General features: G+C 67.3%; 23 protein-coding genes. 9 read left to right on the forward strand and 14 right to left on the reverse strand.

Going from position 1 to position 22,379, the window contains the following annotated elements; translation table 11 throughout:
* Positions 1-79: 79 nt before the first annotated feature.
* The gene (locus tag NMLP_RS05955; RefSeq protein ID WP_015409220.1) at positions 80-310 is read left to right on the forward strand and encodes a DUF7385 family protein; all 231 of its coding nucleotides are present in this window, start codon (positions 80-82) and stop codon (positions 308-310) included.
* Between the two features lie 17 nt (positions 311-327).
* Here NMLP_RS05955 and NMLP_RS15705 read toward each other — a convergent pair whose 3' ends face one another.
* The 3 genes from NMLP_RS15705 to NMLP_RS05970 all read right to left on the reverse strand — a co-directional run bounded on the left by NMLP_RS15705 (position 328) and on the right by NMLP_RS05970 (position 1,959).
* Complete coding sequence (locus tag NMLP_RS15705) at positions 328-642, reverse strand: hypothetical protein (protein WP_015409221.1); 315 nt, start codon at positions 640-642, stop codon at positions 328-330.
* A 44-nt stretch (positions 643-686) separates the two neighbouring features.
* Positions 687-1,115 (reverse strand): universal stress protein, encoded by a 429-nt coding sequence (locus tag NMLP_RS05965; RefSeq protein ID WP_015409222.1) that lies wholly within the window; start codon positions 1,113-1,115, stop codon positions 687-689.
* A 220-nt stretch (positions 1,116-1,335) separates the two neighbouring features.
* Positions 1,336-1,959, reverse strand: coding sequence for a GNAT family N-acetyltransferase (locus tag NMLP_RS05970; protein ID WP_015409223.1), 624 nt, complete (start codon positions 1,957-1,959; stop codon positions 1,336-1,338).
* Positions 1,960-2,010: 51 nt separating this feature from the next.
* Between NMLP_RS05970 and NMLP_RS05975 the strand changes: the two genes are divergently transcribed.
* A complete protein-coding gene (locus NMLP_RS05975) occupies positions 2,011-2,580 on the forward strand; it encodes a class I SAM-dependent methyltransferase (protein ID WP_015409224.1) in 570 nt (189 codons plus the stop codon).
* A 30-nt stretch (positions 2,581-2,610) separates the two neighbouring features.
* On the opposite strand, the gene NMLP_RS05980 is transcribed toward NMLP_RS05975, so the two are convergent.
* The 3 genes from NMLP_RS05980 to aroC all read right to left on the reverse strand — a co-directional run bounded on the left by NMLP_RS05980 (position 2,611) and on the right by aroC (position 6,501).
* On the reverse strand, positions 2,611-3,024 hold the full coding sequence (locus tag NMLP_RS05980; protein ID WP_015409225.1) for a DUF3054 domain-containing protein: 414 nt from the start codon (positions 3,022-3,024) through the stop codon (positions 2,611-2,613).
* A 201-nt stretch (positions 3,025-3,225) separates the two neighbouring features.
* Complete coding sequence (locus tag NMLP_RS05985) at positions 3,226-4,533, reverse strand: OFA family MFS transporter (RefSeq protein ID WP_015409226.1); 1,308 nt, start codon at positions 4,531-4,533, stop codon at positions 3,226-3,228.
* Positions 4,534-5,313: 780 nt separating this feature from the next.
* Positions 5,314-6,501 (reverse strand): chorismate synthase, encoded by a 1,188-nt coding sequence (gene aroC / locus NMLP_RS05990; protein ID WP_015409227.1) that lies wholly within the window; start codon positions 6,499-6,501, stop codon positions 5,314-5,316.
* Between the two features lie 160 nt (positions 6,502-6,661).
* Between aroC and NMLP_RS05995 the strand changes: the two genes are divergently transcribed.
* Positions 6,662-7,696, forward strand: coding sequence for a guanosine monophosphate reductase (locus NMLP_RS05995; RefSeq protein ID WP_015409228.1), 1,035 nt, complete (start codon positions 6,662-6,664; stop codon positions 7,694-7,696).
* A 27-nt stretch (positions 7,697-7,723) separates the two neighbouring features.
* On the opposite strand, the gene aroA is transcribed toward NMLP_RS05995, so the two are convergent.
* Positions 7,724-9,037, reverse strand: coding sequence for a 3-phosphoshikimate 1-carboxyvinyltransferase (gene aroA / locus NMLP_RS06000; RefSeq protein ID WP_015409229.1), 1,314 nt, complete (start codon positions 9,035-9,037; stop codon positions 7,724-7,726).
* Between the two features lie 129 nt (positions 9,038-9,166).
* On the opposite strand from aroA, the gene NMLP_RS06005 reads away from it, so the two are divergent.
* From NMLP_RS06005 to NMLP_RS06020, 4 genes are all read left to right on the forward strand, one after another.
* Positions 9,167-10,348: a M24 family metallopeptidase gene (locus NMLP_RS06005; protein WP_015409230.1), complete on the forward strand. Its 1,182-nt coding sequence runs from the start codon at positions 9,167-9,169 to the stop codon at positions 10,346-10,348.
* Positions 10,349-10,534: 186 nt separating this feature from the next.
* A complete protein-coding gene (locus tag NMLP_RS06010; RefSeq protein ID WP_015409231.1) occupies positions 10,535-11,263 on the forward strand; it encodes a prephenate dehydrogenase/arogenate dehydrogenase family protein in 729 nt (242 codons plus the stop codon).
* Positions 11,264-11,285: 22 nt separating this feature from the next.
* Positions 11,286-12,707, forward strand: coding sequence for a methyltransferase domain-containing protein (locus NMLP_RS06015; protein WP_015409232.1), 1,422 nt, complete (start codon positions 11,286-11,288; stop codon positions 12,705-12,707).
* 111 nt (positions 12,708-12,818) lie between these two features.
* Entirely contained in the window at positions 12,819-13,229 is a 411-nt protein-coding gene (locus NMLP_RS06020) for a hypothetical protein (RefSeq protein ID WP_015409233.1), read from the forward strand.
* Positions 13,230-13,254: 25 nt separating this feature from the next.
* Here NMLP_RS06020 and NMLP_RS06025 read toward each other — a convergent pair whose 3' ends face one another.
* Positions 13,255-13,464 carry a ribbon-helix-helix domain-containing protein gene (locus tag NMLP_RS06025; protein ID WP_015409234.1) on the reverse strand — a complete coding sequence of 70 codons (210 nt, stop codon included), beginning with the start codon at positions 13,462-13,464 and terminating at the stop codon, positions 13,255-13,257.
* A 170-nt stretch (positions 13,465-13,634) separates the two neighbouring features.
* Here NMLP_RS06025 and NMLP_RS06030 point away from each other — a divergent pair, with 170 nt between their 5' ends.
* Positions 13,635-13,964, forward strand: coding sequence for a DUF5789 family protein (locus NMLP_RS06030; RefSeq protein ID WP_015409235.1), 330 nt, complete (start codon positions 13,635-13,637; stop codon positions 13,962-13,964).
* Here NMLP_RS06030 and aglJ read toward each other — a convergent pair.
* The 5 genes from aglJ to NMLP_RS06055 all read right to left on the reverse strand — a co-directional run bounded on the left by aglJ (position 13,961) and on the right by NMLP_RS06055 (position 20,450).
* Complete coding sequence (aglJ, locus tag NMLP_RS06035) at positions 13,961-14,938, reverse strand: S-layer glycoprotein N-glycosyltransferase AglJ (RefSeq protein WP_015409236.1); 978 nt, start codon at positions 14,936-14,938, stop codon at positions 13,961-13,963. The two genes, NMLP_RS06030 and aglJ, sit on opposite strands and share 4 nt — an antisense overlap.
* 67 nt (positions 14,939-15,005) lie before the next feature.
* Positions 15,006-15,497, reverse strand: a complete 492-nt coding sequence (locus tag NMLP_RS06040; RefSeq protein ID WP_015409237.1) for a phosphopantetheine adenylyltransferase — start codon at positions 15,495-15,497, stop codon at positions 15,006-15,008.
* Positions 15,498-15,546: 49 nt separating this feature from the next.
* Positions 15,547-16,143, reverse strand: coding sequence for a winged helix-turn-helix domain-containing protein (locus NMLP_RS06045; RefSeq protein WP_015409238.1), 597 nt, complete (start codon positions 16,141-16,143; stop codon positions 15,547-15,549).
* A gap of 148 nt (positions 16,144-16,291) precedes the next feature.
* A complete protein-coding gene (locus NMLP_RS06050) occupies positions 16,292-18,751 on the reverse strand; it encodes an efflux RND transporter permease subunit (RefSeq protein ID WP_015409239.1) in 2,460 nt (819 codons plus the stop codon).
* A gap of 4 nt (positions 18,752-18,755) precedes the next feature.
* Entirely contained in the window at positions 18,756-20,450 is a 1,695-nt protein-coding gene (locus NMLP_RS06055) for a COG1361 S-layer family protein (protein WP_015409240.1), read from the reverse strand.
* Between the two features lie 139 nt (positions 20,451-20,589).
* Between NMLP_RS06055 and NMLP_RS06060 the strand changes: the two genes are divergently transcribed.
* The gene (locus NMLP_RS06060) at positions 20,590-21,195 is read left to right on the forward strand and encodes a TetR/AcrR family transcriptional regulator (protein ID WP_015409241.1); all 606 of its coding nucleotides are present in this window, start codon (positions 20,590-20,592) and stop codon (positions 21,193-21,195) included.
* Positions 21,196-21,213: 18 nt separating this feature from the next.
* Here the strand turns inward: NMLP_RS06060 and NMLP_RS06065 are convergent, their stop codons facing one another.
* Complete coding sequence (locus NMLP_RS06065; RefSeq protein ID WP_015409242.1) at positions 21,214-22,290, reverse strand: glutamate--cysteine ligase; 1,077 nt, start codon at positions 22,288-22,290, stop codon at positions 21,214-21,216.
* Positions 22,291-22,379: the final 89 nt, after the last annotated feature.

Below are 22,379 nucleotides of genomic sequence, written 5' to 3' on the forward strand. Positions count from 1 at the left end.
GATTCGTCGGTGAGGGCCAATCCACACAGCTGTTTATAAGCCCGCGAGATTGAAGAGGGAGGCCCGCGGCTAATCCTGTATGGACCTCGATACGGACGAACTGCTGGCGTCGTTGACCCCCCGCGAGGAGAACCCGGCGATCAAGACCTACCAGAACACGGTGTCGGTCGCCTGTCCGGCCTGCGAGGAGCCCTTCGACGACCTCGTCGTCTGCAAGCAGGACCCGACGAGCCTGAACCTCTCGAAACAGCTCGATCTCTGCGTGGGCGTCGAGGACGGGCAGGCGTTCATTTTCACGCACAAACCCTGACAGCGGGCGGTCGGCGCTCAGTCTGTCCCCCTGTCCTCTCCGCCGTCGCTACCCGTTGGTTCGCCGTCAGCGGCTGCGCCGTTCGACGGCCCGTCCGCATCCGGTGTCCCGCTGTCGTCCGCCGTTTTCGTCCCGTCCGCCGCGCTGTCGGCCCACGGCCCGACGCCGAAGAGACGACCGACGGTCCACCCCAACAGCAGCGGCGTGACGACGACCAACCCGCCGACGCCGACGTAGCGGACCGGCGGCGGTCGGAGGGCCAGATACGACAGGTACGCCGCCCCCACGAACGGCCAAGCGTCGTGCAGGAACGACCGCAGACGATCGAGCATACTGCATCGTCTGCGGCCCCGACCCTCAACGTTCCGGAGCGCGTCTACACGGTAAACACCGGGCATTCCGCGGTCCGCAACACGCGGTCGGCGACGCTTCCGACGTGTGGCGTCTCGGACCCGCCGCTGCCGTGTTTCCCCATCACGATGACGTCCGCGTCGATCGACTCGGCGTACTCGACGATCTCTTCGTGGGGGAACCCGCGGTGGAAGTACGTCTCGGCGTCGACGTCGTGTGTTTCGGCCCGCTCGGCCAGCTCCCGCAGGTCCGAGTTCGCCTCCGCTTCGAGTTCCTCGAGGGCGAGTTCGTAGTTCGACAGCGCCGGCGTCGTGCCGTGCCGCGCTTCGTCGATGATGCGCACGAAGTGGACGGCGGCCTCGTTGTCCCTCGCGATACCGAGCCCGTGTTCGATACCCCGTTCGGCCGAGTGACTTCCGTCAGTCGGGATCAGGATCGTCTCGTACTCAACCATACGTGTGACCGCAACGTTGTGGCACAAATGTGTGTCGGTGATTATCACTGCATACGAGGGCCGTCGGCCACCAGAAGGATTATATACGGGTCCCGTTCACACCTATCCGGTTTCCGGCGGACGACACACATCCCTGTCCCGTCGTCGCGACGGAAACCGGGCAGTCGCGGCCACCGGGCCGCGCGCTTTGACACGTATCGGGGGACGCCGAACGGAGCACTCACTCCGGTGAGGGCGGCGGGCAGCCCCGCCGTCTATCGAGGAACGTCCGCTCGCCCGTCGAAAGGTTCCGCGCCCGGTAGGCATCGAGACCCTCCTGATACGTCGTCTCCGAGCGGTCCTCGGCCGGTTTCGCTGCGGGGCGTTCGAGTACGAGTTCGGCGATGCCGGTCGTTTTGCCGGTGAAAGAAAACCCCGCGCGGTAGAGCGCCTGGTAGGCGAAGGGGTTGTTCACCGCGATGCGGAGCCGGTCGTAGCCGCGGTCGGCCCCACAACGGGCGAGAAACCGACAGAGTCGCGGGCCGAGACCCTCCCCCCGGAGGTCGTCCCGAACGGTGACGTACCGGAGCCAGAGAACGCCCGGATCGGTCCGATCCCCGTTGAACGCGACGGCGGCGAGGACGTCGGCATCGTACTCTCCGTCCGCGTTGTGACCGTCCCCGGGCGAGATCGATTCGTCCGGCGGTTCGGACACCGACGGCTCGGCCCGATCTGCCCGATCGGAAGCCCCGATCACTGCTTTCCCGGTGTTCGACATCACGAACTTCCCGGCGTAGCTGAACCGTCGGTGATCGAGCCGGAGCGTCGGGCCCTCCTCCGGCCACCCGAGCAAACGCGGTTCCATACCGGCGGTTGGAGGGCAACCGGGTTATGTCCGGCGCTCGATCCCCTGTTCATGCGCTGGGACGTCCGTGCCTTCGATCTGTTCGCGCCGGTGTACGACTCGTTCATGCCGCCGACCGATGGGGTCGCCCTTCGGAAGGCCCTTGCCGTCGCCGACCGCGAGGTCGATCGAGTCCTCGACGTCGGTGGCGGTTCCGGGCGGGTCGCCGGCGAGACCGGGGCGACAGTCGTCGATCCGGCCCGGGGAATGCTCCGGCGTGCGCGACGCCGGGGGCTTGAATCCGTCCAGGCGAGCGCGACCGATCTCCCGCACCCTGACGGATCGGTCGACGCCGTCGTCGTGGTCGACGCGTTCCATCACTTCCCCGCGGGACAGCGGTGTCTCTCGGAGATGGCTCGCGTCCTCGCGCCCGGGGGCGTCCTCGTGATCACTGACTTCGACCGCGGAACGCGGCTCGGATGGGCGCTCGATCGGGCCGAACGGCTCGTCGGGTTCGATTCGACGTTTTACACCGTCTCGGAGCTCGAATCCGCGATCGGATCGGCCGGGTTCGAGGTGAAACCGATCGAGTACGGCTTTGAGACGACTGTCGCGGGCGTGAAACCGCCCGCCGACCGTTGAGGGAAGCGGAGATGCGGGCGCTGTGACCGCCTACCGGAGTTTGAAATAAATGAACCGCCAGGCAGACAGAGCGACGGTTCCACCGACGAGCATGACGACGGCGAACGCTACCTCGGCACCGCGTCCGCGGAGCGCAACGACCCGGATCGCCATCCCGACGACCGCCGCCGGGATCCACGAGCGGATCGCGAGCGGGATCGAGGAGTTGGGCGCCGATCCCCCGCCCGGGGAGTACGCGCCGACGAGCGGCGCACATAGGAGCCATCCGAGGACGAACGGCCCGGCGGCCAGGAGGTAGATGCTCGGATCGGCCAACAGCTGTTCGGTGGTCGAGTGCTGGAGCGTCCCGGCAAGGAGAAACGCCAACAGGACCGCGACGTCACCGACCGCGATGGGCCAGGTGCCCGCGTCGAGGCGCTGTTGGAGGAACGACTGATCTGCCATATCGGGCGTTCGGTGGCGGGGGTTCAAACCCTTGCGGATTCGCGCTGGTGGCCGAACTCACATGACACCGGCGCACGAGTGAGCCGACGGTCGCTCCGTCGAACGGCGTGCGTCCCGTGCGTCGTGTACGTCCTTTCGTCCGTCAGTATCACTCACGCGCCGACGGTGGCACCCGGATCACCGATCGGAGGTGACGTCCGGTCACGACCCGGCGTTTGTTCCCCCGAGGTCGGCCCCGGCCGGCGGCCGGAGGACGAGCGCCGCGAGGCCGGCCGCGAGCGCGAGCGCGCCGCCGAGGGCGAACGTCGGTACCCAGCCGAACGCCGCGACCAAGAATCCAGTCACCGTCCCGGCCAAGACGCCGCCGCCGACCTTCGCGGAGTAGATCACGGCGTAGTTGCTCGAGGAGTGCTCGGCGCCGTAGTAGTCCGAGACGATGGCCGGAAAGTAGACGTACAGTGGCGAGGAGAAGAACATCGCGCCGACCACTGTTCCGACGAACGCGACGGGCGCGTCGGCCGTCCCCGCGCCGATGAGCCCGAACCGGAAGAGCCCGGCGAGCGCAAAGGAGACGGCCATCACACGTACCCGGCCGAAGCGATCGGAGACCTCGCCGAGGACCATCCGCGAGACGCCCGCCGCGACCGGCAGGAGCGTGGCAGACACCGTGGCGACGACCGCCGCGAGCCCGAGCTGTTCGGCGAAGCGGACGACGTTCGCGACGACGAGGAGGTCCGCGCCGGCGGTCGCGACGAACATCGCGTAGAGTACCCAGAACTGCCACGTCTTCAGCATCTCCCGGGTCGTGTAGGCCCGCCCGCGGAGCGAGGCGGCCAACGCTCCGTCGCCGGTGTCGTCGGCCCCGTCCTCGCGGTCGAGCCAGTCCTCGGGCGGATCCCGCAGCAGGACCGCCCCGGCGAGCAGGACGACGAGGATAGCCACGCCGACGTTGCGGAGCACGTCGGTGTAGCCGGCGACGGTAGCGTTCGCCCGAACGTATGGCACGACGAGCGCGCTCCCGCCCGCAAAGGCCATCGTTCCGACTCCGGTCGTGAGTCCCATCCGGTCCGGGAACCACTTGACGGCGGTGTTGACCGCGATGGTGTAGATGATGCCGACGCCGATCGCCCCGAGCGAGTAGAGAACATACAGTTGCCAGACGCTCCTCGCGTAGGCGAGACCGACGTAACCGCCGCCCGCGAGGACGGCCGCGAGATAGATCAGGTTGCGGGGCCCACGACGGTCGCGCCACCATCCCGCCGGCATCTGCGACAGGGACTGAAACACGACATAAAAAGAGAACACGGCACCGAGGGCGGGCAACGCGATGTCGAGGTTCTCGGCCAGCGGCCCCTCGATCGACGACCAGACGTACTGATAGGGACTGACCGCGGCCATCATCCCCGCGGCGGCGACGATCTGCCACCACCGCGAGAAGCCGAGGATCGCCTTCGCGCGCCGGGCGTAGTTGATGCCGGCTCCGTCGTCCGCCGGGGACGCTTCGTCCATCAGTCGCGGCTTCTTTCCCAGGGGGATTAAATCGACTGGCTTCGATCGCGAGGTCGTGTTCGGATACACGAGCCGACAGCCGGAGCACGTCTCTCTGTGACCGCCTCCACGAACGACGTGGTGGCTTTTTTGAAGCACCGCGCGCTCCCGGCCGACGTACCGGCAAAGGAAACGAAGCCGCCGCGAGCGACGCGATTTCGGCCGGCGTGGCCGAGTACCTACAGAAGCAGCCCGGCACCAACCAGTGTCAACGCTTCGCCCACCGGACGAAAGACGCCGCCGGGGGCCACCGAAGCGCACGACGCACAAGACGCTCGACCGCGTTCGCTCGCTCGTCGCCGACGCCTCCGGAGCACCGATCGGGCCGGCTCCCGGCGGGACGCCGAAACCGGCGTTTGCGGGATGACAAGCGAGCTCAAGCCTTAATTTTTGACATGGATTCAACCTCTCTCCCGAGAGCATCAAGATCCTTTTGACTGAACAAGAACGATGCTCCGGTCGCCTCTCCGTCCCTGTCTTGCACGATCGGGGTCTCACAGTAACATATCGTGTGACGTTCTATTGAGACTCCATCAGAACCAGTCTGTTGAACATAGAGGTCGTAGTTGGCACGAAAAATGCGTTATTTTCCTAAAATGAATCCTGAATCGGCCGATAGAACGTGCCTGCGAACGTGCCGCTGTAGATCCTGCTAGAGTTCGTTGATTTTCAGAGGAGCGTGCTGAATAGAACCCAGACACCCCATTGGCGGCGGCGGTACACACACCGATCGCTGCTCGCTCACTCGTTGCGGGGGTTCGATGGATGGTAGTCAGTGTCGTACTCGCCGGGACGGCCGTCGATCCGGTCCGGGTTGATCCGCCCGCCCAACAGCATGAAATCGAGCACTGTCAGATACAGCATGGCCTCGACGACCGGAACGCCCCGCGGCGGCAGGACGGGGTCGTGGCGGCCGATGACCTGTGCGTCGTCGACGACCTCGTCGGTCTCCCAGTCGGCGGTCTGTTGTTCTTTCGGGATCGACGTCGGCGCGTGCCAAGTCGCCTCCCCCCAGATCGGCTGGCCGGTTGTGATCCCGCCCTGAAGCCCGCCGTGGTCGTTGCCGACGGGGACGGGATCGCCTGCCTCACTCTCGGTTTCGGGATGGTCGCCCTCGTCGAACGTCCAGTCCTCGTTGCGTTTGGAGCCGGTTGCCGTCCGGGCCTCGGCCCCGAGGCCGAACTCGACGTGGGTCGTCGCGGGGATGGAGAACATCGCCTGCCCGAGTCGGGCGGGGAACGAGTCGAACCGCGGCGCACCGAGGCCCCGTGGAACGCCACGGACCTCGAAGGCGATCGAACCGCCGATGGAGTCGCCGGCCTGTTGGTACTCGTCGATCAACGCCCGCATCCGCTCGGCTGTCTCGGGGTGGCCACACCGGACCTCGTTGTCCTCGGCGTGTTCGCACATCTCCTCGAAGGAGACGTCCGGCGCCTCGACGTCGCCGATCTGGTTGACGTGGGCCTTGATCCGGACGTCGTGCTGTGACCGGTCGAGCACCTGTTTGGCGACCGCGCCGGCGGCGACCCAGTTGACCGTCTCGCGGGCCGACGACCGCCCGCCGCCACCCCAGTTTCTGGTGCCGAACTTCGCGGAGTAAGTGAAGTCGCCGTGGCTCGGTCGTGGGGCGGTGATAAACGGTTCGTACTTCCCCGATCGGGCGTCTTTGTTCTGGATGACCATCCCGATCGGCGTCCCGGTGGTGTACCCCTCAAGCGTCCCGGAGTTGATCCGGACCTCGTCGGGTTCGCCGCGACTCGTCGAGATCTTCGATTGCCCGGGCTTGCGCCGGTCGAGTTCGCGCTGGATCGCTTCCTCGTCGAGTTCGACGCCGGCCGGACAGCCCGAGACCGTGACACCCATCGCATCGCCGTGGCTCTCCCCGTACGTCGTCACCTGAAAGAGCCGCCCGAATCGGTTTCCGTTCATTACTGGTCTGTACGGACGGGGATGGTTTATGTTTTCTACTCGCGGGGGGCACCTCGGCGTCTGTTTGAGAGATTGTCGAAGCCATCTCTGCCTCGTGCGGTGTCGTCCGTCGATCGACGGTCTTATGTTCCGGAATTTGTTACCTGCGAAGGGTTTGTGTATGCCCTACAAAACGGGACTCTCCTACGATGACGTACTCGCTGTCCCACAGCGCTCACCCGTCGACAGCCGCGACGACGTCGACCTGTCGACCGACCTGGCCGGCGGCCTCGAACTGTCACTCCCCATCGCAACCGCGGCGATGGACACCGTCACCGAGGCTGAGATGGCCCGCGCCGTCGCCGAGGCCGGCGGCCTTGGCGTCGTTCACCGCTTTCTCCCGATCGACGAGCAGGCGCGGATGGTCGGTGGCGTCGCCGCCGACGGTCTCCCGGTCGCGGGCGCGGTCGGGATCGCCGAGTCGTACCTCGATCGAGCGGAGTCGCTCGTCGAATCGGGGGCGAGCGCGCTCGTTCTCGACGTCGCCCACGGTCACATGGACCGGGCAATCGAGGCGACCGCCGAGTTGTCGGGGACGTTCCCGGGGACGCCGATCTGCGCCGGCAACGTCGCCACCGAGGCCGGCGTCGCCGACCTAGCCGAGGCGGGCGCGGACTGCGTGAAGATCGGCGTCGGCCCCGGGTCACACTGCACGACGCGGGAGGTGACTGGCTTCGGCGTTCCACAGTTCACCGCGGTCGAGCGCTGCTCGAGCGCCGCCCGCAAGCACGGCGTCACGACGATCGCCGATGGCGGGATCAGAGGCTCCGGCGACGCGGTCAAGGCGCTCTTGGCCGGCGCGGACGCCGTCATGATGGGTGGGTTCTTCGCTGGGTGTGCGGAGTCACCGGGGGAGATCATCGAAACGGACGGCCAACGCTACAAGCGCTCGCGGGGGATGGCGACCGCCGCGGCCGCCGAGGACCGCGAGGACAAGGCCGGCGACGTCGAGGCCGAGGAGGGCGTCGAGGCCGTCATGGAGTACAAAGGCCCCGTCGAACCGCGGCTGGCGGAGTTCGCCGCTGGCCTCCGTTCGGGGCTCTCCTACGCCGGTGCACACGACCTCGAAACCGCCCGCGAGAACGCCGAGTTCATGGAAGTCCGGCCGACGACGAACCGCCGGAACGGCGCGCACGGGTTCGCCGATCGGACCTAAGAGCCTAGGCGTCGAGGGACCCGATGCTCACGCTTCGACGAGGCCGACACCGATCTCCGAGAGCGCATCGAAGAAGCCGGGGAAGGAGACGTCGACGTCCTCCGCCCCCTCGATCGTCGTCTCCCCGTCGGCGACGAGGCCGGCGACGGCCAGCGACATGACGATCCGGTGGTCCTCGTGACCCCGGACGGTCGCGCCCTGCAACTCGCCGCCGTGGACGACGAGTTCGTCCGCCGACTCCTCGGTCTCGATCCCCATGCGGCCGAGTTCGGTCGCCATCGCGGCCACGCGGTCCGTCTCTTTCAACCGGACGTGCGCGCAGTCGGTGATCCGGGTCGTCCCCGCCGCCGCCGCGCCGAGAGCCGCGATCGTCGGCAGCAGATCCGGGGTGTCCGCGACGCCGACCTCGATCCCCTCGAGGTCGGACCGGCCGACGACGATCTCGCCCGCGTTGCGGTCCCACTCGATCGCCGCCCCCATCGAGTCGAGCACCTCGACGATCGCGCTGTCGCCCTGGGCGCTCGGATGCGCGCCCTCGACGACGAGTTCGTCCTCGGCGGCGAGTGCGCCCGCGGCGAGGAGATACGACATCGACGAGAAGTCCCCGGGGACGTCGTAGCCCCCGCCCGCCGGCGCGTACGTCTGCCCCCCAGAAACGGCGAGTTGCTCGGCCCCGGACGCCCTGACCTCGGCGTCATCCCCGCCGCCGACCGACGCCTCGACGCCGAACGCCTCCAGCACCTCGAGGGTGATGTCGACGTATGGTGCGGACTTGAGCTCGGTGGTCAGTTCGATCTCGATCCCGTCCTCGGTCGCCGCGCCGGCCATCAACAGCCCAGTGACGTACTGCGAGGAGACGTCGCCGGGGATCGACACCGACCCGCCGGCCGTCCCGCCGCCGACGACCAGCGGGGCCTGCCCGTTGGCCCGCGTCGAGTCCGCCCGGATACCGAGTTGCCCGAGCGCATCGAGCAGCGGCCCCTGCGGCCGCGACCGAAGCGAGGCGTCGCCGGTCAACACCGAGAGCCCCTCGACTAACCCGCCAGCCGCCGCCGTTAACCGCATCGTCGTCCCGCTGTTCGCGCAGTCGATCACGTCGGCGGGCGTTTCGGGCGTGCCGCCGAAGCCGACGACCTCGAAGTCACCGTCGACGCGCGAGGTCTCACCGCCGTAGGCCTCGACCGCCCGGGCCGTCGCCGCCGTATCGGCACTGAAAAGCGGGTTCCGGACGGTCGCGCCGTCTCCGTACCCCGCCGCGAGAACCGCCCGGTGGGTGTAGCTCTTCGAGGGAGGCGCGCGTGCGGTGCCGCGAACGCGTGAGGGGGAGATCCGAACGTCCATACCGGGGCGTCTCGGGCGGTCATCAAAGGCTTGCCGACTCGGGCGGACCGGCATAGAGCGCTCCGGAGAGTCGGTGTGGCTCCGGCGCCGCCGGGCAAGCGCTTTGTGCCCGCCGCCCCGGATACCGGTATGGATCCGGATCTCTCGAAACTCGACGCCTTCCTCGCGGAGGCGGGCGTCGATGGCTACCTGATCGAGGCCGACGGCGAGACGGCCGACCAGCGGTACCTCTCGGGGTTTACCGCTCCCGACCCGTTCGTCACCCTCTACACTGGGGAGACGACGCTTCTGGTCTCGGCACTGGAGTACGGCCGCGCGATGCGCACCGCCAGAGCCGACCGCATCGAGCGACACTCGACGTACGACCACCGGGCGAACGTCGCGGAGTACGGCTCGCCGGGCGGGAAGTATCGGACGCTCGCCGCGTTCCTCGATTCCCACAGCGCCGACTCGGTCGCGGTGCCGAGGGACTTTCCAGTCGGGACCGCCGACGGTCTCCGGGACCACGGGATCGCGGTCGAGGCCGACCCCGACGGCGTCGTCGGCTCCATCCGCGCCCGGAAGGTCGACGAGGAGATCGACCACGTCCGGGCGACACAGCGCGCCAACGAGGCGGCGATGGCGCGCGCCGAGGACCTGCTCGTCTCGGCGACGGTCGACGGCGGAACCTTGCGTCTCGACGGCGACCCGCTGACGGCCGAACGGGTCAAACGCGCGATCGAAATAGAGCTACTGGCGCACGACTGCGCGCTCGACGAGACGATCGTCGCCTGCGGCGCCGACGCCGCCGATCCGCACGACCGCGGATCCGGGCCGCTCGCCGCCGACGAGGCGATCATCGTCGACATCTTCCCGCGCTCGAAGACGAGCGGCTACTACGCCGACATGACGCGGACGTTCTGCGTCGGCGACCCGGGCGAAACGATCGAGCGCTGGTACGATCTCACGTACGAGGCCCAGCGGGCCGCCCTCGACACCATCGAGGCCGGCGTCTCCGGCAGCGACGTCCACGACGCGGTCTGTGACGTCTACGAGGACGCGGGGCTCCCGACGCTCCGGGCCGACGAGACGACCGAGACGGGATTTATTCACACCACGGGTCACGGCGTCGGCCTCGACATCCACGAGCACCCGCGGCTCTCCGAGGAGGAGACGGAACTCGAGGCCGGCAACGTCGTGACGGTCGAACCAGGGCTGTACGACCCCGAGGTCGGCGGCGTCCGGATCGAGGACCTCGTCGTCGTCACCGAGGACGGCCACGAGAACCTCACCGAGTATCCGACGGAGTTGGCCGTCGGTTCGGGCGGGTGATCGGCCTCCGGCCGCGCGACGATGCGGTAAGCTACAAACCCCACCGCCCCATAGCCCCAATGGCGGCTGTGATGACGCGTCTACCCCCGCTCCGAGCCCCGTGTGACGACGCACACCTCTGAGCCGCCGTTTCCGGACGCGCGCCGAGACGAACCCCTTTTGAACGACCGCGAGTAACCCGAATCCATGCAACTGCTCGTCGTCGGCGCGGGTGAGATGGGTCGGTGGTTCGCCCGCCAAAGCGGCGCCGACGCGGTCGCGTTCGCTGACCGCGACCCGGCGACAGCGCGTGCGGCGGCCGATATCGGGGACGCACGCGCCGTCGACCTCGACACCGACGAGACGTTCGACGCCGTCTGTCTCGCGGTGCCGATGTCCGCCACCCCGACCGCGATCGGGACTCACGCCGGCCGGGCGAGCGAGGCCGTCGTCGACGTGGCGGGGGAGATGCGCGACGCCGTGGCGGCGCTTCGGACCCACGCCGAGGGGCTCGAACGAGCCAGCTTTCACCCGCTGTTCTCGGCCGCGAACGCCCCGGGAAACGTTCCTGTCGTCGTCGATAACGCCGGGCCGACGGTCGATCGGTTCCGTGCGGCGCTCGAGGCGGCGGGCAACGAGGTCTTCGAGACGACGCCGGCGGCCCACGACCGCGCGATGGAGACCGTCCAGGCGAAGGCGCACACGGCCATCCTGGCGTACGCGCTCGCCGCCGAGGACGTCGACCCGCGGTTTCACACCTCCCTCTCGGGACCGCTGTCGACCCTCGTCGAGGGGACCCTCGACAACACACCAGAGGTGTACGCCGAGATCCAAGAGCGATTCGAGGGCGCGTCGTCGGTCGCCGAAGCCGCGGCCGAGATTGCCGACGCCGACCACAGGACGTTCGTCGACCTCTACGGGGAGGCGGGCGAGTGAGTACGTACAGCGGAGCAAAGCGATGACCGACACCGACGGCGTCCTCGACGCCGCGAAGTACCTCCGGCCGGTCCGGCCGATCGACCCCGAGGAGATATACGAGTACGTCGAGGGGCAACCCCACCCCGCGGTCGTCCGGCAGACGCTGCGCGAGCACGCCTTCGAGTTGGGAGTCGTCGAGCGCGAGGACGGGACCTTCGTCCCGGTCGAAGAGGGACCGATCGAGCCGGCGTTCCGAGGCGTCGAGCGGTTCCCGGACGCGTACGCGCGGCGCTTCGAGGACCTACTCGTCGAGCGCTACGGCTCCGGCTGGCCCGAGGGCGATGCGGGCGATCGGCTCCGCGAGCGCATCGATGGGCTGAAAGTCGCGTACTTCGCCGACGAGTCCGTCACCTACGACGAGGAGACGGCGCTCGCCTACGCGCTGTATCACCTCCCGGACTACTACGCGGCGATCCAGTACGTCCTCGACGAACTCGGGCGGGCGGGGCTGCTCGACCGAACGCTCCGCGTGCTCGACGTCGGGGCGGGCGCGGGCGGGCCGGCGCTCGGTCTCTACGACTACCTGCCCGACGACAGCCTCGTCGAGTACGACGCCGTCGAACCCAGCGCCGCGGCCGACGTCTTCGAGACGATGCTCGACCCGACGCGACCCGGGTTCGACGCGACCGTCCACCGCGAAACCGCGGAGGCGTTCGCTCCCGAGGGCGAGTACGACCTCGTCGTCTTCGGGAACGTCCTCTCGGAACTCGAAGCGCCGGTCCCGGTCGTCGAACGCTACCTCGAAGCGCTCGCGCCCGACGGGACCGTCCTCGCGCTCTCGCCGGCCGAGGAGCGGACGGCGACCCGCCTCCGCGACGTCGAGCGCGACCTTCTCGACCGAAATGAGGAGCTGTCGGTGTACGCGCCGACGATCCGGTTGTGGCCCGGTGAGTCGCCCGACGACCGTGGCTGGACGTTCACCCGAAAGCCCGACGTCGAGGCTCCGTCGTTCCAGCGACGCCTCGAGCGCGCCGCGTCGGACTCGCCGGGTGGGTCACCCGACAGCGGCGACGGACGCTACACCAACTCCGCAGTCCAGTTCGCCTACCTCCTGTTGCGGACCGACGGCCGGCGGGCGATCGAGTACGACCCCGACCCGGGCCGGGTGGCGAAGATGGCCGAGAGCGAACGCCACGTCACCGAACGCATCGACATCGCGGCGCTGAAGCTGTCGCCGGACCTCGCCGACGACGGCCACCCGCTGTTCAAGATCAGCGACGGGTCGGAAGCGATCGACCACTACGCCGTCCTCGCGGAGCGGTCGGGCCTCAACGAGTCCCTCGAGGCGGCCCCCTACGGCTCGTTGCTCCGCTTCGAGAACGTGCTCGTCCTCTGGAACGACGACGAGGGGGCCTACAACCTCGTCGTCGACGCCGAGACGGTTGTCGATCGGCTGGCCTGAGGCGGGCCGTCCGGCGGTCGGACGGCCGACTGGACTGGAAAACAATCCGACCGCCAGAGGCGCCTCCGCCGGTTCCGGACAGGCTTTATTCGCTCCCGACGAACGTTCGATGTGGCCTACATCACGCGAGCCCTCCTGACCGCCCTGCTCGAACTCGCGGCGGACCGCGACCCGACCGGCGTGACCGTCTCGCTCGCGGTGACGCCTGCCGAGGAACTCGACGCGTCGCTCCCCGACGATCGCGCCGTGTTCACCGATATGTACCTCCCCGATACCGGGGGGTCGGTTCGGGCGGTGTTCGGGATGGACCTCTCGACGCCGGGGGCCGCCGGTCGGTTTATTTCCCACCCGGACGGGATGTTGGCGCTGACGAAGCGAGACGACCTCCACGAGGTCGTCTTCGTCGCGGTGCCGCCCTACGACGCCGAGGACGTCGCCGCCTTCGGCCGGTCGGGGTCGGGTCGGCCGGTCGACGTCGTCGACGTCGAACCGCCGGACGGCGAGATCGGACTCCCGGAGTAGACAGCGTGGCGGTCAGCGCGACCGCTCACTCGAGGTAGCCGAGGTCGCGGAGCTGGTCGGTTATTTCGTCGAACTCCGCCTCCGAGAGCGAGCCCTGTTTTTGATGCTGGATGACGATGCTCCGGAGCAAAAATCGGACCAGGTCGCTGGTCGAGGAGAAACTCGTCCCCTCGATCGTCTCCTCGACGCGCTCGGAGAGATCTTTCGGGATCGAGACCGTCGTGTATTCCGTCATGCTCGTCTCGTGGTGGCCGATCCGAATATGTCTGTCCACTGCCCATCGGACGCGCCACCTGAGGTCGTCGGCTGGAGGCCACCGGGGACTCGTCGTCGTCGGGGGACGGGGAATGCTCGCCCGCGACCGAGTCAGGGGTATTTAGGGGGTGTGGCGCGTACGTGTTCACAATGGGAGTTCGGCCACCACAGCAAAGCGACGGCGACACCCCGGAGATCATCGCCTTTGGCATCGCGGCTCTCGACGAACACCTCGAACGGGCGGACGTCACGTTCCCAGTAACTGAGGAGGCGCTACTCGAAACCGTGGGTGATCCGAGCATTCCCTACGACGCGACGGGCAACGAGATTCGGCTCTCGGCGGCGCTCGAGGAACTCCCCCAAGCGAGATACGAGACCCGACAGGAGTTCATGAACGCCCTCCACCCGGTCTTCGAGGCCCGCCGCGAGCGGGGAAACAACAGCTTCGTCGGTCGGCTCCGGTCGTTGTTGCCGTTCTAGTCCTCGAGGTCGTCGAGTCGGTCATCGAGGCCCTCAAGTCGGTCATCGAGACCCTCAAGTCGGTCATCGAGACCCTCGAGGCGGCGGGTCTGTTCGCGGTTGACCGAGACCAACACGTCGGTCAGAAACCCGAACATCAGAAGCTGTACCGACAGCAACACCAGAAACGCCGCCAGCAACGCTAGGACTTCGTGTGAGATGCCCACGACGAAGTATCGGTAGGCGACGAACCCCGCGACCGACACCCCCGCGAGCGTTCCGAACGCCGCGACGCTACCGAAATAAAAGATCGGGTTGTTAGTCTTCGCGAGCGCGTACAACGTCAGGACGATGCGGCCGCCGTCGGCCAGCGGCCGGAGGTTCGTCTCGGAGCTCTCCGGCCGGGCGAGATACCGGATCGGGACCACTTCGGTGTCGACGCCGTGGCGGACGCACTCGGCGGCGAGCTCGGTTTCGATGCCGAAGCCGTCGGCCTCGAGGCGGAACCGCTCGAAGGAGTCGCGCGTGAACGCCCGGTATCCCGAGAGGATGTCCCGGAGGTACCGACCGTGAACGGTACCGAACAGCCGGTTGATCAGGCGGTTGCCGACGCGGTTGAGCCTGGTCATCGCCCCCGGTTCCATATCGGCGAAGCGATCGCCGATGACGTGCTCGGCACGGCCGTCGAACAGCGGTTCGAGCATCACGTCTGCGTCCTCGGGACAGTAGGTGCCGTCGCCGTCGGCCATCAACACGTACGGTTTCTCGACGTACTCGAGCGCCTCCCGGACGGCCTGTCCCTTGCCCGTCCCCGACTGGGTCCGGACGCGGGCACCGTTGGCGTCGGCGATCGAGCGGGTGTCGTCGTCGGAGCCGCCGTCGATGACAAAGACGTCCTCGAAGCCAGCGTTCCGAAAGCCCGACACGACCTCGCCGACGGTGGCGGCCTCCTCGAGCGTCGGAATCAGCACGCAGACGTCCGTCCGGTCGGGCATTAGAGACGACTGCGCCACCGGAGATAAAAAAACGGCCGGATCGGACCGCCGGGAGGACCGACACCGATCACTCCCGAAGCGGCGATCTGCCGTTCGAGTCTGGCGTGAGGTTGCCGTGTTCGTCGATCTCGCCGGCGATGATCCGAGTCGAGGAGATCACGTCACCGTCCTCGGCATACCGGTGTTCGACGACCTCGATGTCGAGCGGCGCGAGCCCCCTCCGTTTCCTGATGTCGTTGACCGTCTCACCGCCGTCTTTCGTCTCCGGGGAAACCACGAGGACGTCGAACCCCGGGTCGGTCGCGACGCCCGTGGGTTCGGTCAACGGTCGGATCTCGAACGTCCGGTCGTACTCCTCGGCGAACGCCCGGAGCTCCGAGTTGAGGTCAGCCTTTCGTTCCTCGAAGGAACGGACGTGCCGGTCGACGCTCCGCGTCTCCGGGGCGAGGTCGTCATCAGTCAGCCCGACGGTCACGTCCCCGAGTTCGAACGCGCGTTCGAGCAGCGCCCGGTGACCGTCGTGGACCGGATCGAACGTCCCGCCCAATACGACGTCCATACCGCCGGAATGTGCGGCCACTGTTTAGTGGCTTCGGTGGTGGACCGCCTCAGGCGTCGTCCGGCGTTTCGGCGTCGTTGTCAGCCGCGGATTCGGCGTCGTTGTCAGCCGCGGGTTCGGCGTCGTTGTCAGCCGCGGGTTCGGCGTCGTTGTCAGCCGCGGGTTCGGCGTCGTTGACGCTGATCGTGACCGGCTCGTCGCCGCCCGAGTTCCCAACCCCGAGGTGGCAATCGAGGTTGAACACGGTGTTCAGTTCGTCTTGGACGTCCTCGACGACGCTTCCAACGAGTTCACTCGGCGCCATCGCGGTGTACTCGTAGGGATTGTTGCCCGCCCCGTCGGACTCGCGCTTGCGCCGTTCGACCTTTCCGTCCTCGTTGAGTTCCGCGAGCGATTCCCGGACGGTGCTCGGGTACAACCCCGTTCCGTCGGCGACTTCCTCGCTCGTACTGGCCGGGTGCTGGCGGAGATAGACGTAGATCCGGGCCCGCGTTTCGGTGTCGAGCATCCACGACAGCAGATCCACGATCCCGTCGTCGAACTCCTCGGTGGCCCGCTCTGCCTCCTGTTCCAGTCGGTCCCGCACGCCCTCGCGGTCGTCGCTGGACCCCTCGGGGCCGTCTTCGGGGGAATCATCCGTAGACATGTGTTGTGTTCAGTCGGACACAAGGTGTAGCAATAGATAAACGCTGTGACGCCGGTCGAAGCCGCGGCAACGGTCGTCCCTGAAGCCGACAGGGGCGACCGACCGAAAGCGAGCGGACGCGGGCCTTCGGGGGCCGCGTCCGCCGGACTCACTCGGAGAGATCCGGCGCGTGTCGACCCCACAGCAGAAGCGTCGGCGGCAACACCAGGATCGAGGAGACGTACGAAAAGAACACGCTCACGGCCATCAACAACCCGAAGTTCCCGAGGATGGGCGTGATGGCCAACGCGAGCGCGCCGGTTCCGATCGAGGTCGTGAGCATACTGCCGGTCAGCGCCCCGCCGGTCCCGCTGAGCGTCGTCACGAGCGACCCGTAGGTCTCGCCGCTTTCGTTGTACTCGTCGACGAACCGGTGGGTGATGTGTACGGTATAGGCGACCCCTACCCCGACGGTGATCGAAAGTAACGTCGCCGTCAAGGCGTTCAACGGGAGACCGATCGCCCGCATCGTCGCCAACAGCAACGCGATCGTCACCAGGATCGGAAAGAGGTTCACGAGACCGAGCAGGGGCCGTCGTTCCAAAGCGCCGTAGACGATCACGAGGAACACGCTCGTGAGTATGACCGCGGTGACGAGACTCTGGATCGCCGAGGAGAATATCAGATCGGAGACGGCGTTGAACACGACAACGCCCCCGGTGGCCGTCGCGGTGTAGCGGAACTCCTCCGCGAAGGCTCGAGCATCGGCCGAGACGTCGGCTTGGCCGGCGTCGGCCTCGATATCGTATTCGATCTTCGCGGCCCGGTGATCCGACGTGAGGAACTCGTTGGCCCGCCCGTCGCCGGTCTCGAGCTCGTCGTAGATCCGATCGAGATTCCGGTCGGGAACGCCGTTGTCGTTTCGGTCGTTGCGCTCGACGAGGGCGGCGAACTCCGGATCCCGCGCCGCGCGGTCTTGGATGACCGTGATGATGCTCGTCGATTCGGCCCGACGGTCCTCCTCGATGAAGCTCTCCGGTGGGTCACGGTTCGTCCGGTGGATAGATTCGAGGGCGCCGTTGTCCTCGAAGGGGCCGACGAGGTATATGGTGGCTGTATCCTCCTGGCTCGCCTCGAAGCGGTCCTCAATCAGGTTGAGGTTTTTCGTTGCGGTGTACTCACTCGGTGCGAGCGGCTCGGGGAGAACGTCGATGTACACGGGGATCTCTTCGGGGGGCAGGAAGTCGTCGGTGTCGAAGGATCGATCGACGTCCTGGCCGTACGCCGCCGCGCCGCCGCCGATCACGAGCGTGAGGACGACGAACGCCGCCGGCGCGACCCGCGAGACCGTCGCGCCGATCGCCAGCAGCTGACCGAACTCCGAGTCCTCCGAGGAGATCGGCCCCGACCCGAACTCCGGGAGCGAAAGCCGATCCCGCATCCGATCGGCGGCTATTTTCAGCGCCGGAAGGAAGATGCCGAAAATAAAGAACGTGTACGAGATTCCGATGGCAGCGACCAGCCCGAAGTTGCTTATTGGCCCCAGATCGCTGATCACGTTCGCGCCGAACCCGAAGACGGTCGTGACGGTGACAATGAAGAAGGCGACGATCAGCTGTCGATTCGCCGTCTTCATCGCCGCCCGGGGGGCGACGCCATTGACGCGTTCCTCCCGATAGCGGTTGATAATGTGGATGCCGAAGTCGATCCCGACCGCGAGCAACAACACCGGGACGGCGATCATGTTCTGGTCGAACGGGATGCCGGCGTAGCCGACGGTCCCGAACGTCCACACGAGCGTCACGACGAGCGCGATCAGCCCCAACACCAGATCGATCGGGTCGCGGTAGGCGACGATCAAAAAGGCGAGGATCAAAAGCAACACGAGCGGCATAACGATCGTCAGCGAATCGCCGATGACGTTCGCGTTCTCGGCGCTTATAATTCCCGACCCGAACACCCGGATGTCGCCCTCGGTGCCCTCGACGACGGGCTGCATCGACGTCTGGATCTCCTCGATCTGGCCGCCGCCTTGGTCCGGCCCGCCGCCACTGCTGCTCGGCACGTCGTGTGTGACGACGGTGAGCGAGGCCGACGCCGACGCCGAGGCGGCGTTGAAATCGTCCGACAGGAGCGCCCGGAACCGCGATTCGTCGGCCAACTCGCGGATCGTCTCTCGGATCTCGCGTTCGGAGGCCCGCTCGACGACCCGCAGTTGCGCCTCGGGCGTAGTCGCAGTCGGATCGAGTGCTCTGGCGACGATGACTGCCGGCCCCGCGGCCCCCTCGTATCTGAGCTCGGCCCGGCGATCGGTCCGATCCAGGGCCGTGAGGCTGCGGCGCAGTTCCGTCTTCGCAAGCACGTTGTCGCCGGCGTGGATCAGCTGCGTCGTCGCCTGGTCCTCCTCGAAGCGGTCGCCGAACTCGTCGTTGACCGCGTCCAAGGCCTCCTGCTCGGGAAGCCCCTCGGTGAACGCGTCAGTCGCCTCCGAGTCGGTCGTAATGAGCGGCATTCCGCCGGCGAGGAGGGCGGTCACGAGCACGAACACGCCGATGACCGCGATCGGACGGTCCAGGATGATCTCGTTGACCTGCTCGACGGCCGCTTCGAACGACTGGCCGAAGTCCATCGGCTTATCCTCGCCGCCGCCAGAGTACACCGGCTCCGATCGCGACGATCACGGCGAGGCCGCCGACGAGGAGCCACGGGACGCCGCCGCCCTCGGCCTCGGTGACGTCGATGGCCGCCCGGTAGGTCTCCGAAACCTTGCTCGTGCCGTCCTCATCGTCGTATCTGAAGTCCATCTCGACCGAGTACGTCCGCGGCGCCGCACCGCCGTCGGCGCTGATCCGGAACGAGGTTGTCGTCGACTCGCCCGGTTCGAGGGACTCGGCGTAGGCCTCGTCGTCGTCGCCGGCACCGATCGGGCTGTCGGTGTACAGTTTGGCCTCGACGTCGCTGACGGGTTCGTCGAGGTTGTTCGTCACGGTCACGTTGACGAGTCGCTCCGAGCCGGCGGCGATGTTGTCGTCCTCGATGTCGAGGAGGAACTGATCGCGGCGTTCGGCGACCTCGGCGACGGCGTCGACGTCGTCGTAGCGGTTGAGCTCGTTGTCGTTGTTGCGGTAGGTGACCGCCATCGCGATCGACTTCGCGACGGGGTCGGCCTCGCGGGTGACCTCGAGCGGGAGCCGGAATTCCGCGGACTCGCCGGGGGCGAGCCTCCCGACCGCGACGTCGCGTTCGATCGCGACGACGTTCGGGTAGTCGTCGGCGTACCGGACGACGACGTTCTCGGCGGCGACGGGGCCGGTGTTGGTGACGGTGCCGGTGAGATCGCCGTCCTCGCCGACGCGGAGCGTCGAGTCGGTGTCGGTGATCTCGAAGGTCTGCTCGGCCATCGGCGTCACGTCCAGCGTCGGCTGTGTGTCCGTCCCGGGGATGCCGTTGGAGTCCTCGTAGCCGACGGTCGCGTTAAGTGGATACGCTCGCTCGCTTGCGCGCGGGCCGAACCGGACGTCGTACTCGATCGTCGCGGTCTCGCCGGGGGCGAGCGAGGAGACGCTTGCCGTCTCGCTCGTGCTGTCGCCGAAGCTGACCCGCTGGCTCGTCGACGTGAGTTCGACGGTGAGGTCCTCCGCGCGTTCGCCGCCCACGTTTTCGATTTCGGCCGTCGTCGCGCCCGAGTCGTCGATCTGGGCGGCCGTGTCGAGTTCGGTGATGTCGAAGCGGGGGGCGTCGTCGATGACGATGTCGACCTCGCGGGTGACGGTGTGTGAGCGATCACCCTGGGTGCCGCCGACGTCGAAGACGCGGGAAGTGTGTCGGTACTCGAGTTCGACCTCGATCTCGTATTCGCCCTCCTCTGCGTCCTCGGGTACGTCGATCTCGATGGGTACGTCCCTCGGCTCCTCGGTGGTGATGCTGCCGACGGATCGCTCGCCCGTCTCGACGGAGATCGGCGCGCGCTGTTTGTCGACCTCGACGCGGACGTTGCGGGCGGTGGTGGTGACGTCGGTCGAGTCGGGCGAACTGCCGTCGTTCACCTCGCCGTCGTTTGCGATCTGCAGCGTCAACTCGCTCGTCTGCCCGGGCGTGAACGTGTCGTCGGGGACGAACACGTCCAGGTCGACGTCGCCCGAAGAAAAGCCCGTCTGGGCGCTTGCCGTCCCCGGACCGAGGGCGATTGCCCCGACACCCGTCGCGGTGACCAACAGAAACACCGCGGCGACGACGCCGAGCGACCCGAGGCCCCCACCACTCCATCGCGGTTCGGCAGTCGTGTTCGAATCGATGCGGTTTCGGGGACCGTCGGGGCCGTCGTCCATTGGATATAATATAAAACCAAAAATTCATAAACCTTCTGTTCTTGCATTTTTGCATGTGCCCGACGGGACGCTCGCGACGCGATCATGCACCCAGCATCGCTGTCGGTGTTGACGACCCTGACGGCCGGGGACGGGGCGAATGAAGGGATTCAGCGACGCCGAACGCGACCGGATCCGCGAGGGGTTGATCGAGGCCGGCCGCGAGCAGTTCTCGGCGCTCGGCCACGACCGGACCCGGATCAGCGACCTGACTGACGCGGTCGACATCGCGACGAGCACGTTTTATCAGTTCTTCGACTCGAAGGAGGCGCTGTACCTGGAGATACTCGGCCGCGAGCAGAGCCGGATGGCCGACGAACTCGAGGGCATCCTGAACGACACCTCGGACCTGCGATCGGAGGTTCTGGCCGGCTTCGAGTACTTTTTCAACGAACTGGAGACGAACCCCCTCTACTACCGGCTCATCGTCGAGGACGACATCCGACCGCTCCACGTCGAGGCGAGCGAGGCAGGCCTCGAAGCGTACTACGAAGAACAGTTTCGGATGTTCGAGCCCCACGCCGAGCGGTGGACAAAAAAGGACGCCTTCCGAGTCGACGACCCCGAGGAGCTGGTCGGGCTCTTCCGGTTGCTCTCTTTTACGATCGTAGCGAAGGAGACGTTCGAGGGCGTCGGTCCCTCGAGGATCGACGACGCCCACGGGTCGCTCGTCGCGTCGCTCGTCGACGGGCTTTTCGTCGAATAAGAGCGACCAGGGGCGAGCTCACTCCAACACGAGCGACGCACAGAGCGCGTCGAGACCCGCCTCCTCGCGGAGGCGGCGCTGTCTTGTGGCTCCACTTTCGCCGTCGTACAGGTCTGCGATCCCCGAGACGCCGAGGCGGCTTCGCTCGCGGTCGACCAACTCCCCGAGCGACACCGTCTCCGCCGGATCGGCGGCGAGCAGTTCGGCGTCGTGTCCATACCGGAGCGCACGCCACTTGTTCTCGTCGAGGAACTCCCGGCGGTGGTCGCTCCCGGCCTCGCCGTCGTCGTAGCGCGCGCCGAGGTCCTCGACGAGCGCCTCGGTGTACTCGACGAACGCCAGCACCCGGTCGGGGTCGGCCTGCCCGTCCGGCGTCCGGACTTCGACGGTGCCGTGTTCGGAGTGGGGGCGGACGTCGAACCACAACTCGCCGCGATCGTTTATCGACCCGGTCTCGACCATCGTCCGCTCGAAGGCCCGAAACGACTCGAAGTCCTCGAAGGCGGTCGGGACGCCCGTGTTCGGGAGCGCCTCGAAGATCTTCGCCCGGGCCGATTGCAGCCCCGTGTCGAAGCCGTTCCAGTACGGCGAGTTCGCCGACAGCGCGAGCATGATCGGCAGGTACCACCGGAGTTCGTTGGCGATCCAGACGGCCTTGTCGGCATCGTCGACGCCGACGTGGACGTGGACGCCGGCGGTCGTGTTTCGGTGTTGGGGGTACTGGATGCGCTCGAGTTGTTCGCGGTAGCGCGGCTTCTCGGCGTGGTCGAGTTCGCGCCACTTCGCCGCCGGGTGCAGCCCGGCCGCCGCGATGTCGAACCCGTGTCGGTTCGCGTGCTCGACGAGCGCGCTCCGGACGTCGTCGAGGGCCTCGTGGGCCGCCCTGAGCGAGTCGACCGTCGGCGTCTGCGTCTCGATGACGAACCTGAACAGTTCGTGATCGAGTCGGCCCTCGAGGAGTTCGGGCGGTTCGCTCCCGTAGACGAGTTCGTCGATCCCCGAGGTGGGACGTCCGTCAGCGTCGACAATAAAGAACTCCTCTTCGATGCCGAGCGTTCCGGCCCGGTCGAACGCGTCGCGCGAACCCAGATCCATCGTGGTCGTATTCAGCGTGCGCCGTTAAATACCATGTGACCGCGGCCGACTCCGACGGAATCGCACGCTACCGCGTCGAACCGCTCGCA

The organism is Natronomonas moolapensis 8.8.11 (assembly GCF_000591055.1).
Classification (GTDB): domain Archaea; phylum Halobacteriota; class Halobacteria; order Halobacteriales; family Haloarculaceae; genus Natronomonas; species Natronomonas moolapensis.

Bases quoted from the DNA above. Each gene is read 5' to 3' on its own strand.
- NMLP_RS05955 (WP_015409220.1), top strand. From the start codon at position 80: ATGGACCTCGATACGGACGAACTGCTGGCGTCGTTGACCCCCCGCGAG.
- NMLP_RS15705 (WP_015409221.1), bottom strand. From the start codon at position 642: ATGCTCGATCGTCTGCGGTCGTTCCTGCACGACGCTTGGCCGTTCGTG.
- NMLP_RS05965 (WP_015409222.1), bottom strand. From the start codon at position 1,115: ATGGTTGAGTACGAGACGATCCTGATCCCGACTGACGGAAGTCACTCG.
- NMLP_RS05970 (WP_015409223.1), bottom strand. From the start codon at position 1,959: ATGGAACCGCGTTTGCTCGGGTGGCCGGAGGAGGGCCCGACGCTCCGG.
- NMLP_RS05975 (WP_015409224.1), top strand. From the start codon at position 2,011: ATGCGCTGGGACGTCCGTGCCTTCGATCTGTTCGCGCCGGTGTACGAC.
- NMLP_RS05980 (WP_015409225.1), bottom strand. From the start codon at position 3,024: ATGGCAGATCAGTCGTTCCTCCAACAGCGCCTCGACGCGGGCACCTGG.
- NMLP_RS05985 (WP_015409226.1), bottom strand. From the start codon at position 4,533: ATGGACGAAGCGTCCCCGGCGGACGACGGAGCCGGCATCAACTACGCC.
- aroC (WP_015409227.1), bottom strand. From the start codon at position 6,501: ATGAACGGAAACCGATTCGGGCGGCTCTTTCAGGTGACGACGTACGGG.
- NMLP_RS05995 (WP_015409228.1), top strand. From the start codon at position 6,662: ATGCCCTACAAAACGGGACTCTCCTACGATGACGTACTCGCTGTCCCA.
- aroA (WP_015409229.1), bottom strand. From the start codon at position 9,037: ATGGACGTTCGGATCTCCCCCTCACGCGTTCGCGGCACCGCACGCGCG.
- NMLP_RS06005 (WP_015409230.1), top strand. From the start codon at position 9,167: ATGGATCCGGATCTCTCGAAACTCGACGCCTTCCTCGCGGAGGCGGGC.
- NMLP_RS06010 (WP_015409231.1), top strand. From the start codon at position 10,535: ATGCAACTGCTCGTCGTCGGCGCGGGTGAGATGGGTCGGTGGTTCGCC.
- NMLP_RS06015 (WP_015409232.1), top strand. From the start codon at position 11,286: ATGACCGACACCGACGGCGTCCTCGACGCCGCGAAGTACCTCCGGCCG.
- NMLP_RS06025 (WP_015409234.1), bottom strand. From the start codon at position 13,464: ATGACGGAATACACGACGGTCTCGATCCCGAAAGATCTCTCCGAGCGC.
- NMLP_RS06030 (WP_015409235.1), top strand. From the start codon at position 13,635: ATGGGAGTTCGGCCACCACAGCAAAGCGACGGCGACACCCCGGAGATC.
- aglJ (WP_015409236.1), bottom strand. From the start codon at position 14,938: ATGCCCGACCGGACGGACGTCTGCGTGCTGATTCCGACGCTCGAGGAG.
- NMLP_RS06040 (WP_015409237.1), bottom strand. From the start codon at position 15,497: ATGGACGTCGTATTGGGCGGGACGTTCGATCCGGTCCACGACGGTCAC.
- NMLP_RS06045 (WP_015409238.1), bottom strand. From the start codon at position 16,143: ATGTCTACGGATGATTCCCCCGAAGACGGCCCCGAGGGGTCCAGCGAC.
- NMLP_RS06050 (WP_015409239.1), bottom strand. From the start codon at position 18,751: ATGGACTTCGGCCAGTCGTTCGAAGCGGCCGTCGAGCAGGTCAACGAG.
- NMLP_RS06055 (WP_015409240.1), bottom strand. From the start codon at position 20,450: ATGGACGACGGCCCCGACGGTCCCCGAAACCGCATCGATTCGAACACG.
- NMLP_RS06060 (WP_015409241.1), top strand. From the start codon at position 20,590: ATGAAGGGATTCAGCGACGCCGAACGCGACCGGATCCGCGAGGGGTTG.
- NMLP_RS06065 (WP_015409242.1), bottom strand. From the start codon at position 22,290: ATGGATCTGGGTTCGCGCGACGCGTTCGACCGGGCCGGAACGCTCGGC.